The 14,932-nt window shown below is 70.5% G+C and carries 15 protein-coding genes; 8 read left to right on the forward strand and 7 right to left on the reverse strand.

Going from position 1 to position 14,932, the window contains the following annotated elements:
* The first annotated feature begins 129 nt into the window (after positions 1-129).
* Entirely contained in the window at positions 130-624 is a 495-nt protein-coding gene (locus GV015_RS04830; RefSeq protein WP_079704598.1) for a GNAT family N-acetyltransferase, read from the forward strand.
* Between the two features lie 24 nt (positions 625-648).
* On the opposite strand, the gene GV015_RS04835 is transcribed toward GV015_RS04830, so the two are convergent.
* Entirely contained in the window at positions 649-1,542 is an 894-nt protein-coding gene (locus GV015_RS04835) for a DUF808 domain-containing protein (RefSeq protein WP_159876965.1), read from the reverse strand.
* Positions 1,543-1,675: 133 nt separating this feature from the next.
* Here GV015_RS04835 and GV015_RS04840 point away from each other — a divergent pair, with 133 nt between their 5' ends.
* The 4 genes from GV015_RS04840 (at position 1,676) to GV015_RS04855 (ending at position 4,899) form a co-directional block, all read left to right on the forward strand.
* Positions 1,676-2,077, forward strand: coding sequence for a cupin domain-containing protein (locus GV015_RS04840; protein WP_159876967.1), 402 nt, complete (start codon positions 1,676-1,678; stop codon positions 2,075-2,077).
* 132 nt (positions 2,078-2,209) lie between these two features.
* Positions 2,210-3,394 carry a hypothetical protein gene (locus GV015_RS04845; protein ID WP_159876969.1) on the forward strand — a complete coding sequence of 395 codons (1,185 nt, stop codon included), beginning with the start codon at positions 2,210-2,212 and terminating at the stop codon, positions 3,392-3,394.
* 209 nt (positions 3,395-3,603) lie between these two features.
* Positions 3,604-4,548: an alpha/beta fold hydrolase gene (locus GV015_RS04850; RefSeq protein WP_159876971.1), complete on the forward strand. Its 945-nt coding sequence runs from the start codon at positions 3,604-3,606 to the stop codon at positions 4,546-4,548.
* A gap of 90 nt (positions 4,549-4,638) precedes the next feature.
* Positions 4,639-4,899 carry a hypothetical protein gene (locus GV015_RS04855; protein ID WP_079704601.1) on the forward strand — a complete coding sequence of 87 codons (261 nt, stop codon included), beginning with the start codon at positions 4,639-4,641 and terminating at the stop codon, positions 4,897-4,899.
* A gap of 40 nt (positions 4,900-4,939) precedes the next feature.
* Here GV015_RS04855 and GV015_RS04860 read toward each other — a convergent pair whose 3' ends face one another.
* Complete coding sequence (locus GV015_RS04860) at positions 4,940-7,231, reverse strand: FdhF/YdeP family oxidoreductase (RefSeq protein ID WP_159876973.1); 2,292 nt, start codon at positions 7,229-7,231, stop codon at positions 4,940-4,942.
* The gene (fdhD, locus tag GV015_RS04865) at positions 7,228-8,106 is read right to left on the reverse strand and encodes a formate dehydrogenase accessory sulfurtransferase FdhD (protein WP_159876975.1); all 879 of its coding nucleotides are present in this window, start codon (positions 8,104-8,106) and stop codon (positions 7,228-7,230) included. The genes GV015_RS04860 and fdhD overlap by 4 nt, the downstream gene beginning before the upstream one ends.
* 93 nt (positions 8,107-8,199) lie before the next feature.
* Between fdhD and GV015_RS04870 the strand changes: the two genes are divergently transcribed.
* Genes GV015_RS04870 through GV015_RS04880 form a run of 3 tightly spaced genes read left to right on the forward strand, consistent with a single transcriptional unit; the run spans position 8,200 to position 10,375 of the window.
* On the forward strand, positions 8,200-8,871 hold the full coding sequence (locus GV015_RS04870; RefSeq protein WP_159876977.1) for a molybdenum cofactor guanylyltransferase: 672 nt from the start codon (positions 8,200-8,202) through the stop codon (positions 8,869-8,871).
* Positions 8,868-9,140 (forward strand): DUF6457 domain-containing protein, encoded by a 273-nt coding sequence (locus tag GV015_RS04875; protein WP_159876979.1) that lies wholly within the window; start codon positions 8,868-8,870, stop codon positions 9,138-9,140. Before GV015_RS04870 ends, GV015_RS04875 begins: the two co-directional genes overlap by 4 nt.
* The gene (locus GV015_RS04880; protein ID WP_159876981.1) at positions 9,137-10,375 is read left to right on the forward strand and encodes a molybdopterin molybdotransferase MoeA; all 1,239 of its coding nucleotides are present in this window, start codon (positions 9,137-9,139) and stop codon (positions 10,373-10,375) included. Before GV015_RS04875 ends, GV015_RS04880 begins: the two co-directional genes overlap by 4 nt.
* A gap of 12 nt (positions 10,376-10,387) precedes the next feature.
* Here the strand turns inward: GV015_RS04880 and GV015_RS04885 are convergent, their stop codons facing one another.
* From GV015_RS04885 to GV015_RS04900, 4 genes are read right to left on the reverse strand one after another with little or no spacing between them, the layout of a single operon-like run.
* Positions 10,388-11,200 (reverse strand): HAD family hydrolase, encoded by an 813-nt coding sequence (locus GV015_RS04885; protein ID WP_159876983.1) that lies wholly within the window; start codon positions 11,198-11,200, stop codon positions 10,388-10,390.
* Positions 11,197-12,351 (reverse strand): cysteine protease StiP family protein, encoded by a 1,155-nt coding sequence (locus tag GV015_RS04890; protein WP_159876985.1) that lies wholly within the window; start codon positions 12,349-12,351, stop codon positions 11,197-11,199. Before GV015_RS04890 ends, GV015_RS04885 begins: the two co-directional genes overlap by 4 nt.
* Entirely contained in the window at positions 12,348-13,742 is a 1,395-nt protein-coding gene (locus GV015_RS04895; protein ID WP_159876987.1) for a phosphoribosyltransferase domain-containing protein, read from the reverse strand. Before GV015_RS04895 ends, GV015_RS04890 begins: the two co-directional genes overlap by 4 nt.
* Entirely contained in the window at positions 13,739-14,932 is a 1,194-nt protein-coding gene (locus GV015_RS04900) for an HpcH/HpaI aldolase/citrate lyase family protein (protein WP_071261351.1), read from the reverse strand. The genes GV015_RS04895 and GV015_RS04900 overlap by 4 nt, the downstream gene beginning before the upstream one ends.

Consider the following 14,932-nt stretch of genomic DNA (forward strand, 5'->3'; position numbering starts at 1 on the left):
CAGCGCAGGCTGGGCAGGAGTCCCCGTCATGCTGGAGGTGAAGCGCTCCGACGGGTCTTCGTCGTGGGACACTGGCAGACGGCGTCGACGTGCCGATCGCGCCGCAGCAGCCCGTCCCGAAGGAACCGCATGCCCGAGCTGAACCCCGTCGTCATCGAGCGAGTCGCCTGGGACGACGAGCGGGCCGTGCGGCTCCGCGCCGCGATGGACGAGGAGATGGACGCACGGTACGCGTCGGCCTGGGAGGACTGGGACCCCGAGGCCGCCGAGCGAGCGCTGACCGCGTTCACCGTCGATCCTGCCGACATCAGTGCGACCTTCCTGGCCCTCATCGACGGCGAGCCGGTCGGTCACGCCGCCCTGCGCCGACTGCACGGCGAATGGGAGCTCAAGCGCGTCGTCACCCTCCCGGCTCACCGCGGGCGGGGCGTCTCGAAGCGTCTGATCACCGCCGTCGAGGACACCGCCCGTGCCGAGGGGGCGTCCCGCCTCATCCTGCAGACCGGCGACCGCCAGCCCGAGGCCGTGCGGCTCTATGAGTGGCTCGGCTACGAGCCCATCCCGATCTACTCGCCGTACGAGGTCATCCCGATGTCGCTCTGCTACGCCCGCCCGCTCCGCTGACGCTCGGCAGCGCGGCTGTCTCCGCTAGTGAGTAGCTTTCGCGGGCTGGTTCCGTGACCGCAGGCGCGAGATCCCGGTCACGATCGCGACGACGATCAGACCGAGGACGAGTCCGAACACGGCGGACATCGCGGTGTCGGCGATCCAGACGACGACCGGTCCGGCGGCCTCGATCGCGTGGGTGACGACGTGCAGGAGGTCGTACGGGCCGTGCCAGAACGTCTCGGCGAGGTTCGCGATCACGAGGTGGCCGCCGACCCAGAGCATCGCGACCGTGCCGACGACGCTGATGACGCGGAAGACCGCGGGCATCGACGCGACGATCCGTGCACCGGTGCGGCGGACGCCGCGTGACGGGTTCTTCATGAGCCGGAGTCCGATGTCGTCGATCTTCACGAGCAGGGCGACCGCGCCGTAGACGACCGCGGTCATGACGAGGCCGATGACCAGGAGGGCCCCCAGCGTCATCCAGATGCCGAGCCCGGAGTCGAGGCTGGCGAGGGAGATGAGCATGATCTCCGTGCTGAGGATCAGGTCGGTGCGGACCGCCCCGGAGACCAGCTTCTTCTCGTCGCGGACGTCCTCCTCCGCCTCCGCGTGGTGCATGCCGAACCACTCCATGACCTTCTCCGCACCCTCGAAGCAGAGGTAGGTGCCTCCGATGATGAGGAGGAACGGCAGCACCCAGGGCGCGAACGCCGTGAGTAGCAGGGCGATCGGGATGATGATGACGAACTTGTTGATGAGGCTGCCGCGGGCGATCCGCCACACGACCGGCAGTTCCCGCGCGGGGGTGAGCCCCTGCACGTACTGCGGGGTGACGGCCGCATCGTCGATGACGACGCCGGCGGTCTTCGCACTCGCCTTGAGGGCTGCGCTGAGGATGTCATCGACAACGGCGAGCAGGCCGACCGACATGTGCTTCTCCTTGGCTCGGGGGTCACACCGCTGCGGGCTCGGCGGGGACGGAGTCCACAGTACTGTCGCGATCGCCGAAGGGTGTACTGCTGGACACTCCCTCGCCGACGTGCACGGCCGTAGCGTCGTCCGTATGCAGATCCAACCGAAACCCGCGACGATCAAGAACCCCGCCGAGCAGTTCACCGGCGACGTCTACCTCGACCTGCTGGCCGCGCCGCAGCAGGACGGCCAGCACATGGTGGTCGCAAAGGTGCGGTTCCTCCCCGGCGCCCGCACCGCATGGCACTCGCATGCCAACGGGCAGACCCTCCACGTCACCGAGGGAGCCGCCCTCATGGGCACGCGCGACGGTGCCGTTCTCGTCGTCCAGCCGGGTCAGACGGTCTACACCCCGCCCGGCGAGGAACACTGGCACGGGGCCACGCCGGACGACTACATGGAGCACCTCGCGATGTTCGAGCAGGCGGACGACCCGGCCACGAGCACCACCTGGCTCGAGCACGTCGCCGAAGCCGACTACCACCGCCCCTGACCGACTGCCCGACCGCGACCCCGCTTCTCCGCTGTGGAGAAGCGGGAGTCCTCCCCAGAGGTAGGGAGGCCTCCCTTCCATGCGGATGCCACCCCGGTACTGTTGGCACTCACGACAGATTGGGGATTTCGAATGGTCGAGACCACACCGCGCCGCTCACGGTCGGCAGTGCTCGCGCTGACCTTGACGATCGGAACGCTCGTCGCGGCGGCGATCATCGGCGGATACTTCATCATCGTCGGCGATCAGGCCGACATCGCCGGGCGGGTCTGGCTCACGCTGCTGCTGCTCGCGGCCTTCGTCGGTGCCGTGTCGCTCGACGCCGCAGCCGGCCACGGACCCAACAAGTGGTACCTCGCGGTGTCGACGTTGGTGAACATCTTCCTCGTCACCGTCGGCCTCCTGAAGCTGTGGAACGGGTGGCTCCAGCCGCCGAACACCTCCGACGGGTTCGTCTGGTCCACGCAGATCATGCTGTTCCTCGGCATCCTCATCATCGTGCGTCTCGCGCTCATCATCATCCAGGTGTACTTCCTCCACTTCGTCACCCGCGCCACGTCCACCGTGGTCAGGGCCACCGGCATCGTGACGATCGCGCTCATCATCGCCACGGTCCTCGTGCTCGTGCTGCCCATGGCGTTCCCCGAGGGCACCTGGGCTGACTGGTGGTGGCGCATCGCCGCGGCCACGACGCTCGCTGCGGCGATCTCCGCCGTGATCCCCGTGATCGTGCGGGCGTTCTCGCCGAAGCCGGAGGGCGAGCGGGTGAGCTACGGGCAGCAGCCGTACCGTCCGGAGGTCTACCAGCAGGCCGCACCTGGTTACCCCGTGCAGGGTTACCCGGGTCAGCAGGGATACCAGGGCCAGCAGGGCTACCCGGGACAGCAACCGCAGCAGCCGTACCAGGGGCAGCCGTACCCCCAGCAGCCGTACCAGGGGCAGCAGCAGCCGTATGGCGGCCAGCCGAACCCCGGCCAGCCGAACCCCGGCCAGTATGGGCAGGGGCACCCGGGGCAGGGCTACCAGGGGCAGCCATACCAGGGGCAGCCGGCCCCGCAGCAGCCCACCCCGCAGCAGCCGGGCCAGCAGTGGCCCACGCCCTCCTGGCAGGGGTCCGCGCCCGGGCAGCCTGCTCCCGCACAGCCCGCGCCGCAGCAGTGGGGGCCTCCGCAGCCACAGGCTCCGTCGTCGCCGGTTCCTCCTGCGCCTCCGCAGCAGGAACAGCGTCCGCAGGAGTCCCGCCCTCCGCAGGAGCCGAAGCAGCCTCCGATGGCGCCGCAGTCGACGGACCCGCAGAGCCCGCCGCCCGCCGAGTAGGCGAACCGACCACGAGCCGGCTGGAAGCCCACCGCTTCCAGCCGGCTCCGTCGTCGGTCGCACTCGAAGCCGCGCTTCACTTGCGCACAATTGCGTAGGTGTGTCGGGCATGTCCTCGCCCAGCGGCGGATGTGGCGATGCGCTCGCTCCGTGAGGATGGAATCGGCGCGGTGCGACCGCCCGCCGCCGACTCCTCACGATGGGTGACGATGCGCAAGCTCCTGAAGGTTCCACTGATCTCGATCGCCACGATCGCCGGCCTCGTCGCAGCGGGTCTCGCGACGACGAGCATCGTGAACGCCGTCGCGAGTTCGTCGGAAGCGGGCGACCTGCAGCCCTATGGGCAGTTGGTCGACGTCGACGGCAAGGACATGAACGTCGTCATCAGTGGTTCCGGCGCCGAGACGATCGTCCTGCTGCCCGGGCAGGGCACCGCGGCACCCGGCCTCGACTTCGAGCCGCTCGTCGACGAGCTCCGCGATCAGTACCGGGTGGTGGTGGTCGAGCCGTTCGGCTACGGCCTCAGCGATCAGACGGACGTGCCCCGGACCTCGGCCAACATCGCCGGCGAGGTGCACGCCGCCCTGCAGCACCTCGGCATCGACCGCTACGTCCTCGCCGGACACTCGATCGCCGGCATCTACGCCCTCGAGTATCTGGAGCGGTTCCGCGCCGAGGTGACGGCGTTCATCGGGATCGACACGAGCGTCCCGACCCAGCCCGGAAGTGACGAGCCGACACCGACCGACGGCGTCGAGACGCTGAAGGCCCTCGGCATCCTCCGCTTCCTCACCGCCAGCGCGCCCGACCCGTACGAGGGCCTCCCGTACGACGCCGACACGAAGCGCCAACTCGCGATCCTGACGAACCGCAATGCGATGTCGCCGACGCTGCTCGACGAGATCGCCCACACGCCTGGCAACTTCAAGGCGGCCCGATCCCAAGCGTTCCCGGCCGACCTGCCGATCCTCATGTTCGTCGTCGGCGACGACCCGGAACTCTCCGACTGGGTGCCCCTTCACGAGGAGCAGCTCGCCGGAGTCGACCGGAGTGAACTCGTCCGACTCGACGGCGGCCACTACCTGCACCACACCGAGGCGACGGTGATGGGCGAGGACATCAAGCGGTTCCTCGCCGACACGCCGGGAGACTGAATCCCCGGCCGATCCGGGCTGGCGTGTCGTCGGATGTCGGGTTAGGCTCACTCTCTATCGAACGTATGTTCGAACGACGGGAGGCCACGCATGTTGATCACGAGCACCGAGATCGCGGTCTGGACGACGCCGGCAGGCGTGCCGGAGCGACTGTTCTGGGATGGAGCCCGGTACCTCGTCACCGACACCCCGACACCACTCGAGCCGAACGTCTCGTTCGTCACCCATCCGCCCGCGGCGACCCCCGCCTGGCGGTTCCAGGCGACCGCTGCAGACGGCCGGTCCTTCGTCTTCGACATCCGACTCGACACCGCGCGCGGACGCTGGCAGCTCCTCCGAGCGTACGAATGAACCGCTCGGACCGTCGCCCGCGCCGACGTCGCTCCGGGTGTCAGGCGGCCGGCTGCAACCGCACGACGATCGCCTTCGAGACCGGGGTGTTGCTCCGGTCGGCCGTCGAATCGAGCGGGACGAGGACGTTCGCCTCGGGGAAGTACGCCGCGGCACATCCACGAGCGGTCGGGTAGGAGACGACGCGGAAGCCGCGGAGCTCCCGATCCGGCTGCCCGGCCCACTCGCTGAAGACGTCCACCGTCTGCCCGTCGTCCAAGCCGAGGTCGCGGAGGTCGTCCGGGTTGACGAAGACGACGTTCCGGCCCTTCTTGATGCCGCGGTACCGGTCGTTCAGGCTGTAGATCGTCGTGTTGAACTGGTCGTGCGAGCGCAGGGTCTGCAGGAGCAGCCGACCGGGCGGGCAGTGGATCGGTTCGAGCTCGTTGACCGTCAGCAGGGCGCGCCCCTCGGGGTTCGTGAACGTGCGGGAGTCCCGCGGTCCGTTCGGCAGGACGAAGCCGTCCTCGCGGCGGATCTGCTCGTTGTACCCCTCGCAGCCCGGCACGACCCGTCCGATGTGTTCGCGGATCGTGTCGTAGTCGTCCTCGAACGCCTGCCAGGCGATGCCCGAGTCCTCACCGAGCGTCGCACGCGCGAGGCGCGTGATGATCGCGACCTCGGAGAGCAGACCGGGCGCTGCCGGCGGGATGCGGCCGTGCGAGGCGTGGACCGCGCACACCGAGTCCTCGACGCTGACCATCTGCGGTCCGCTCGCCTGCAGGTCGATCTCGGTGCGCCCGAGGGTCGGCAGGATGATCGCCGCTTCACCGGTGACCGCGTGCGACCGGTTGAGCTTCGTGGAGATCTGCACCGACAGCTGCGTTCCGCGGATCGCGGCCTCGGCAGCGGCCGTGTCGGAGATCGCCGCGACGAAGTTGCCGCCGAGCGAGATCCACGTGCGGACCTCGCCCCGCTGCATCGCTCGGATCGCGTTCACCGCGTCGACCCCGTGCTCCCGTGGCATCGGGACCGCGAACTCGCGCTCCATGGCAGCGAGGAAGGATTCGGGCATCTGCTCCCAGATGCCCATCGTCCGGTCGCCCTGCACGTTGCTGTGCCCGCGGATCGGCGACGCACCGGCGCCCGGCTTACCGATGTTCCCGCGGAGGAGGAGCAGGTTGATGATCTCCTTGATCCCGTTGACCGCCGCCTTGTGCTGGGTCAGACCCATCGCCCAGGTGACGATCGTCGCGTTCGAGGCGATGTAGCGTTCGGCGAGTTCGTCGATCTGCTCGCTCGTGAGGCCGGTCGCCTCGAGCACCGCCGCCTCGTCGAGGTCGGCCAGGTGGGCCGTGAGCTCCTCGAGTCCGAGGCAGTGCTCGGCGAGGAACGCGTGGTCGAGGATCGTCCCCGGAGCCGCCGCCTCGGCCTCCAAGACCCGCTTCGAGACCGCCTGCAGCAGCGCCATGTCGCCGCCGAGCCGGATCTGCAGGAACTGGTCGGAGATGACCGTGCCGCGCCCGACCATGCCGCGGACCGTCTGCGGGTTCTTGTACCGCTCGAGCGCCGCCTCGGGGAGCGGGTTCACCGAGACGATCGTCGCGCCCGCCTGCTTCGCGTCCTCGAGCGCCGTGAGCATGCGTGGATGGTTCGTGCCCGGGTTCTGGCCCATCACGATGATGAGGTCGGCCTGCTCGAAGTCCTCGTACCGGATGGTCGACTTCCCGACGCCGATCACCTCGCCGAGCGCCGTGCCGGTGGACTCGTGGCACATGTTCGAACAGTCGGGGAGGTTGTTGGTCCCGAAGGCGCGCACGAAGAGCTGATAGACGAAGGCCGCCTCGTTCGACGCGCGGCCGCTCGTGTAGAAGACGGCTTCATCAGGGGACGCCTGCCCACGCAGCTGATCGCCGACGATGGCGAACGCCTCATCCCAGCTCACCGGCCGGTAGTGGTCCGAACCGGCCGGCTTGTAGACGGGCTCCGACAGCCGACCCTGCATGCCGAGCCAGTACTCCGACTTGTCGGCGAGATCGGTGAGCGAGTGTTCGGCCCAGAACGCGCTCGGGATGACGACCGGCGTCGCCTCCCAGATGACGGCCTTCGCGCCGTTCTCGCAGAACTCGAGCTTCTTGCGGTCGTCCGGGTCGGGCCAGGCGCAGCTCATGCAGTCGAAGCCGCCGCGCTGGTTGATCGAGGTGAAGAGTTCCGCGGTCCGCTTCGGCCCGAGCTGCCGGAGGGCGGGCTCCATCGAGTGCAGGATGCCGGGCAGGCCGACGGCGACGTGCTTCGGGTGGGTGACCTCGATGTCGGCGTCCGTGACGTCCTCGACGGGCGGTTCGGTGCTCATGCGTTCGCTCCGGTCTGGAGTGCTGCTGGCGCCGAGCCTTCGGCCGGGTCGGCAAGGCGATGCGCTCCGCTGTAGACGACCATCGAGTCGCCGCGGAGGAATCCGACGAGCGTCATCCCGAGTTCGGTGGCCAGTTCGGCGGCGAGCGACGACGGAGCGGAGACGGCGGCGAGCATCGGGATGCCGGCCATCGAGGCCTTCTGCGTGAGCTCGAAACTCGCGCGCCCAGACACCATCAGGACCATGGAGCGGAGGGGGAGCAACCCCTCCTTCGCCGCCCATCCGACGACCTTGTCGACGGCGTTGTGCCGGCCGACGTCCTCGCGGAGGACGAGCATCTCGCCGGTGCGGGCGTCGAACAGGCCGGCCGCGTGCAGGCCGCCGGTGCGCTCGAAGACCGCCTGCTGTGCCCGGAGACGGTCGGGGAAGGTCACGAGGAGCGCCGGGTCGAGGCGGAAGTCGTCGTCCGCGACGGAGTAGCGAGAGCTCGTCCGGACGGCGTCGATGCTCGCCTTGCCGCAGAGGCCGCACGAGCTGGTGGTGAAGAAGTTCCGTTCCAGGCTCGGATCGGGGGCGGGGACGCCGGGGGACAGGGCGACGTCGAGCACGTTGTACGTGTTGACGCCCTCGTCCGTCGCTCCGGCGCAGTAGCGCGCGGTCCGGACGTCGTCACCCCGGCCGATGACGCCCTCGGAGACGAGGAAGCCGATGGCGAGGTCGACGTCGTGGCCGGGCGTCCGCATCGTGATGGCGAGCGAACGACCACCGACACGGATCTCGAGTGGCTCCTCGACGGCGAGGACGTCCTCGCGGGTGCGCGCGGGCTGTCCCACCGTGATGCGGGTGACGCGTCTGCGCGCCGTGATGCGAGTCATGGCTCATGGCTATCACCCCCATCGGACGAGGGCAAGGTGCCTCACCGGATCCGCAGCCGCCTCGGGGGCTGGATCGCGGCCTAGGCTGGTGCCATGTCCGTCGACGCGATCATCCTCGCGGGAGGGCGGTCCTCCCGTCTCGGCGGCGTCGCGAAGGCGTCGTTATTCCGCGACGGCCGGACGCTCCTCCAGCTCGCGATCGATGCTGCGCGGGCGGCCGGCGGCCGTGTCGTCGTGGTCGGCCCCGAGGCCCGGACGACCGCTCCGGTCCGCTTCGTCCGTGAACGCCCCGTCTTCGGCGGCCCTGCCGCGGCCATCGCCGCAGGCCTGGACGCCCTGCGTGATGGCGTCGCGGCCGAGGGCCCCACGCAGGTTGCCGTCCTCGCCTGCGACATGCCGGATGCCGCACCTGCGCTCGCCGCGGTGCTCGAAGCAGCCGCGACCGGGACCGGCACCGACGGCTGGGTCGCGGTGGACGACTCCGGTCGTGAGCAGTCGCTGCTCGCCGTCTACCACCGGGAGGCCCTGGAACGCCGGGTCGCCGCACTCCGGGCGTCGCAGCCGAGCGGTGACCTCGCGGGTGTCTCCGTCCGCCAGCTGCTCGCCGGACTCGTCCTCCGACAGGTGCCCATTCCCGACGGCGGCTCGGCCGACGTCGACACCTGGGCCGACGCCGCCGAACTCGGGGTCGTCACCGCCGTCGAGTCGCCGACGCCGACCGCGTCCACCACACCGACCGCCGACCCTGAGGAGCGTCTCCGATGACCGATGACCTGCATGCCGTCCTCGCCGACTGGACCGACCGGGTGTCCGCCGAGCTGGAGCTCGGCGACGTCGCGGTCGACATCGACGCCGTCCTCGGACTCGCGGGCACGGCCGCGCACGCCGTGCGGCGTCCGGCCGCCCCGCTCACCACCTACCTCGTCGGCATCGCCGTCGGGAAGGCGCTCGCGAGCGGGGCGGATCCGGTCGCCGCCGCCGAGGCCGCGACCGCGGCCGTCGAACGGCTGGTCGCCTCGGACTCGACCGCATGACGAGGTCCTCCTGGTCGGACGCCCGCAGCATCGCGCATGCGGCGGGTGCCGCGCAGCGGTCCGACGTCGTCGACACCCTGGCGCTCTCCGAGGCTCTCGGACACGTCCTCGCGGCGCCGCTCGTCTCGCCCATTGCGATCCCGCACTACGCCTCCTCGGCGATGGACGGCTGGGCGGTGGCCGGGGTCGGCCCGTGGACCTTGCTGACCGGTGGAGACGCCGAGCGCGCACGATCGGTCGGACTCAGCGACGGTGTCGCGGTCGACGTCCTGACCGGTGGGCTGATCCCGGCGGGCGCCGAGGCCGTGCTCCAGCTCGAGCACGGCGTGGTCGAGCAGAGCGCGGGATCAGCTCGCCTCCACCTCGCGCCGTCCGCACCGAGCGAGGAGCCGCGCCCGGGGCGGCACATCCGGCCCGCCGGAACCGAGTCACCCGCGGGGTCGACCGTCCTCGACGCCGGCACGCGTCTCGGTCCCGTGCACCTCGCGGTCGCCGCCGGTGCCGGCTTCGACCGCGTGTCCGTCGTACCGACCCCGCGGGTCCGGCTGGTCCTCACGGGTGACGAGGTCGTCACGAGCGGCGTGCCCGCGCCCGGGTTCGTGCGCGACAGCTTCGGTCCGTCGCTCCCGGGAGTGGTCGCGTCGCTCGGTGGCGTCGTCACGTCCAGTGTCCGTGTCGGCGACGACGCGTCCACCACGACCGACGCCCTCGGACTGACGAGTGCGGTCGGCGCTCCTGCCCGCCACCAGCGGGACCTCGTCGTGACCACGGGTGGCACCGGCGACTCTCGCGCCGATCATGTCCGAGCGCTGCTCCGCGACGCCGGAGCGGACTTCCTCGTGGACGGCGTCGACGTCCGCCCGGGTGGCCCTGCGCTGCTCGCGCGGCTGCCGGACGGTCGCCTGTTCGTCGGGCTGCCCGGCAACCCGCTCGCCGCACTGCTCAGTGTCCTCACGCTCGTGCACCCGGTGCTCGCGGGCCTCCAGGGACTCGAGCTTCCGGCCCTGCGACCGGCGGTGCTCGCCTCGCCCGTCGACGGGGTCCGTTCCGGGACGGTGCTGCGTCCGTACCGCTCGGTGCACGATCCCGACTCGGCCACGGCGCATGCGGAGCCGACGCCGTGGCACGGGGCAGCCATGCTCCGAGGCCTCGCCGACGCCGACGGTGTGCTCGTGTGCCCGGGCTCCGGCGCGGCCGCGGGCGGCCTGGTACCGAGTCTCGACCTGCCCTGGTGATCGGGCCTCAGGTCAGCGGCCCCGGACGGCTGCCGCCGTCATCAGCTGCAGCAGTTCCTCGCCGGCGAGGATGCCGCGCCGCTCGGTGACCGTCAACGTGTCGATCGTGAAGCCCTCGTCGTCGAGCTCGCCGTGCGCCGGCCGGAACGCGAGGTCGGCGGTCTCCAGCATCGACTGGTCGAGGAGCGAGTCGCCGGCTGCGAGCACGAGTGGGCCGTCGAGGCGGCGGGCGACCTCGCTGACGGCGTCGTGCTTCGTCAGCGTCCGGGGTACGCAATAGAGCTTGCGTCCCTGCAGGGACACCGTCCATCCGAGCCGTTCGCACTCCTGCTCGACCTGTTCGAGCCAGCCCGCCGGGATCGCGTCGCGCTCGACGATCGAGTAGAAGAACAGCGCGTCCGCGACGTTCGTCTTGAGGATCCAGGTCGGCGACGCAAGCTCCTCGAAGCGCGCCAGCGCCTCGTCGAGCGGAGCGGTGTGGTCGGTCAGGTGCGCTCGCACCCGGTCACGCCAGTCGGCGTCCGGGACGCCGTCGACGAGGATCTCGCCGCCGTTGCTCGTAATCGCGTACGCGGGCGCGCCGCCCGGCAGCTGCACCCGCTGATACTGCGCCACCGTCCGCGTCGTGACCGGCATGAACACGGCCTGCGAGCGCAGCTCGATCAGCAGTCGCTCCGACTCGCGCGTCATGAACGAGATCGGCACGCCGTTCCAGAGCTCCGAGACGACGATCGACGGCGCCTCGGGGTCCGGCGTCTCGAGCCAGAACGCCTTCGGCGAGTAGATGAGGGTGCGATCCAGGTCGCAGGCGACGAGGGCGCTCACTGGGCGTCTCCCGCCGCGGCGTCGCTCAACGGGTTGATGAGCCCGACACAGCTGTAGGGCAACCCGGGCACGACCTCGACCGGCACACCGCGCTGCTCGGCCAGCAGGAGCACGTGCGCGACGTCGTCGAGGGCGTCCGGCGACACGAGCACCTTCCACGGCACCCGGCGGAGCAGGACGCGGGTGGTCTCGCCGACACCGGGCTTCACGAGGTTCACGGTCGGGATGTCGTACTGTTCCCGGATCCGCTCGACGGCCTCCCAGCCGATCCAGCTCGGTTCGCGATCGGCCGCCGAGGCCTCCTCCACACCTGCTGCGACGTCGTCGACCACCTCGTCGAAGCGACTGGAGACCGCGTCGAGGAACGCGCCGGAGACGTCGTGACTGCTCAGCTCGCGGTAGAACTTGGCGCCGTGGAACTGGTCGTCGGAGAGCAGCTCGCGGTTGTACACCGTGCGGGACACGAGACCGGAGACGGTGGAGTTCAGGCATGCCGAGGGGATGAGGTAGTCGTCGCGGGTGCCGTAGACGGGCACGCAGTGGCCGGGGTCTGCGAGGACCGCCAGTTCGTCGGAGAAGCGGATGCCGTCGGTCTCGGCGAAGAGTTCCAGCGCCGCCGTCAGTTCGCGGGCGATGGCGCCCTTGCCGGTCCAGCCGTCGACGAACGCGATCTGCTCCGGGTCGTGGTGCGCCGCGAGGTAGCGCAGCGCGGTCCCGTCGACGCCGACCCCGCGCACGATGCTCATCGTGTAGTGCGGCACGTCGATCCCACGGACCTCTTTCGCCCAGCGACGCATGAGGATCCCGATGGGCGTTCCGGCGCGGGCGAGGGAGACCAGCACCGGCCGGTTCGCGCGGGAGGCCAGGACGAGGTCGGTGACGACGCCGACGGCCACCGCGAGACGTCGGCTCGACCGCGCGAGGGCGTCCCGGTAGAGCTCCTCGTACTCGGGGGAGGGCAGGTACTCGATGGGCAGCGACTCGGCGTAGTGCGCGCGACCGCTCTGGATCGCGGCCTCGCGTTCGGAGGCGTCGGCCTCGAGGTGGGTGTCGCCGAGGTCGGTGAGCAGCCAGCGCACCTCCGAGGCGTCGTAGGACCCGAAGTCCGGTCCGGTGAGCGGCTCGGGCAGGGCGGCGGCGTCGATGGTCACGGTGCGGGGTTCCATTCGGCTGGGGTCGGGACGGATTCGGTGAGGAGGACGACGATGACGTGGTCGGTGACGGTCCGCAGCGCCTCGACGACGCCGTCGGGCCGGAGCAGGAGCTCGCGGTCGGCGCCAGGCTCCGGGAACAGGACCACCGCCGCGAACCGCGAGCCGCCGCGCGAGAGGTTGTAGGCGAAGCGGGGTCCGAAGCCGTCGATCGTACGGTCGTGGCTGGTGAAGGACACCGCGCTCGCGATGGCGTAGTCGTCACGGTCGATGACGGCGATGGGGGACCGCGTGGTGGTGGAGAAGCGTGTCGCTCCGCGGGTGCGGTCGAGGTGGGCGGCGACGGCCAGCGGTACCGCGATGAACTCCTCGGAGCCGAGCACCACGACCTCGCCGTCCGCCAGCTCTGGAAGGACCCGGTCGGCGATCGCGGCGGTCACCGCGTCGTCCAGGCGTCCTGGCGCACCGAAGCGCGCGCTCCGCACGGGCGGCAGGTCGGAGGCGTCCACGACGACGACGTCGCCGGCTGTGGTCGATTCAGCGGCCGACGTGGGTGGTGCAGCGTCGATGACCGCTCGCGCTCGGGCGAGGACGTCCTCCGGAAGGTCGACGGCACCCACGCCGAGCGCCACGACGGTGATCCGGGTGCCGAGGCTGTCGGCGAGGTCGTCGAAGCGCTGCCGGTCCGCATCCGAACTGAGGTCGATGAGGCCGGCGACCACCCAGTGCGCCTGCGGCGTTGTGGCGTGCAGCGCGGTGATCGTGTTGCGGACGGTGCGTCCCGTGCTCAACTCGTCGTCGACGAGCACCGTGGTGCCGCCGACCGTGGCCCACGCGGGGTCGCTCGGGTACAGGCGGTGGTCGCTCGCGTGCGAATGCTCCTCCTCGAACGGAGTGAAGGGCACGTCCGCCTCGTGTCTCGTGGAGTGGAGGTACGGCGAGCCGAGCGCGTCGGCGACGATGTGGCCGAGCCCGGTCGCCGTCTCCGCGTAGCCGACGGTGACGAGCTCCGGCCCGGCCACTGGGGCCGCATCACGGAGCTGGGCGAGGTGCTCGCGGACGGCGGTGAGGGCGGCGAGACCGTCAGCGTCCGGCCGTTCCCGACGGGCCAGGAGCTGCGCCACCGTGTCGAACGGAGCCGTCTCCGGGTCGCTGCCGTCGAGCGCGCTCCGCACCAGCAGTCCGAGCAGTTCGCCGGCGGCGAGTGCCAGGCCGGGCACGGTCGGCACGTGTTTGGCGAGGACCGTCGACACGAGCAGCTGCGCGCGTTTGGGGTTGTCGCGGAGCGCGAGACCGACGAGGTCCTCCACCGGGATCAGGCTTCGGGACGCGTTCGAGCGCAGGCCGATGCCGACGGCGTCACTGACGAAGCGGCCCGTCCATACGGTCACCGCATGCTCGTCTCGAGGAGGTCGACGAAGGTCGTCTCCTCCGCTGCCACCCCGAAGGCCTCCGCGCGGAGCAGGGTCTTGCGCGCCCACGCTTGGTGCGGCTTCATCTCGTTCATCTTGTTCCGATACGGGGAGGCGTTGGCACCGCCGCCCACATCGCCGACGACCGAGAGGGCGTCGACGTACTCCTCGTGGCTCACGACCGACATCGCGTGGACGACCGGCACGTGGCTCGGGTGGATGACCGTCTTGCCGAGCAACCCGTTCGCCTGGTCGAGCGCGATCTCGCGGATGAGGCCGTCGAGTCCCTTGAGGAGGAGCTTCTGACGCAGCTGCGCCTCGTTCGCGTCCTGGAACGGCGTCATGCGCAGCTGCGGGCGCATGAGCCGCTCCGCGTTGTGGAAGTGCTCCCAGACCGTGCCGGTGATGACGAAGTCGTCGCCCGGCCGACCGAAGACGTTGACGACGTCGGCGATGACCGAGGAGACGAGTTTCACGTCGTACACGGTGAGGTCGCGCGAGCGCCGGAGCGAGAAGGCGCTCGAGAGGTCGGTGGCGCCGATCCGGACCGCCAGGACGTCCTCGCGGTGGGCCTTGGTGACGTCGACGATCCCGGAGAGGGTGTCGTCGCGGGTCTCGCGGTGGATCATCCGCGGCGACTCGAGGATCGGCATGACCCGGAGGCGACGCGCGCCGTTCGACCCGTCCTGCCCGTAGTCGCGCTGCACGCGACCGAGCGCCTCGAAGAAGCGGTCCGCCACCCCGTCGCTGTTCTCGTACTTGGGGATGACGAAGCCGCTCAGGAGGTCGAGTCCCGGACCGAGGAGTCCGGCGACCCGCTCGAGCTGCTCGGGCGTGCGGACGCGGATGAACAGCAGCGGCAGCACGGGGCGCTTGGACCCCGAGCTCTTGGCGGCGAGCTGCTGCATCGCCTCCGCGACGTTCGTCTCGGCGAACTCGACCGCGTCGTCGGGGACCGAGTCCTCGAGGCACAGCACCATGCTCAGGCAGCCGTGCTTCGCCTGCTTCACGACGTCCTTCGCGAGCGTCGGGCGCGTGCCGGGACTGTAGAGCGTGGCGCCGAGTGCCGCCGCCACGTGTTCCGGCGGGGAGTCGATGCTGATGGGGCTGGGGAGCTTGTGGAACAGCCGCGACGCGCGCTTGTCGTCGACGTAACTGAAGTGGCGCAT

It is taken from the genome of Plantibacter sp. T3 (assembly GCF_902506515.1).
GTDB lineage: Bacteria > Actinomycetota > Actinomycetes > Actinomycetales > Microbacteriaceae > Plantibacter > Plantibacter auratus.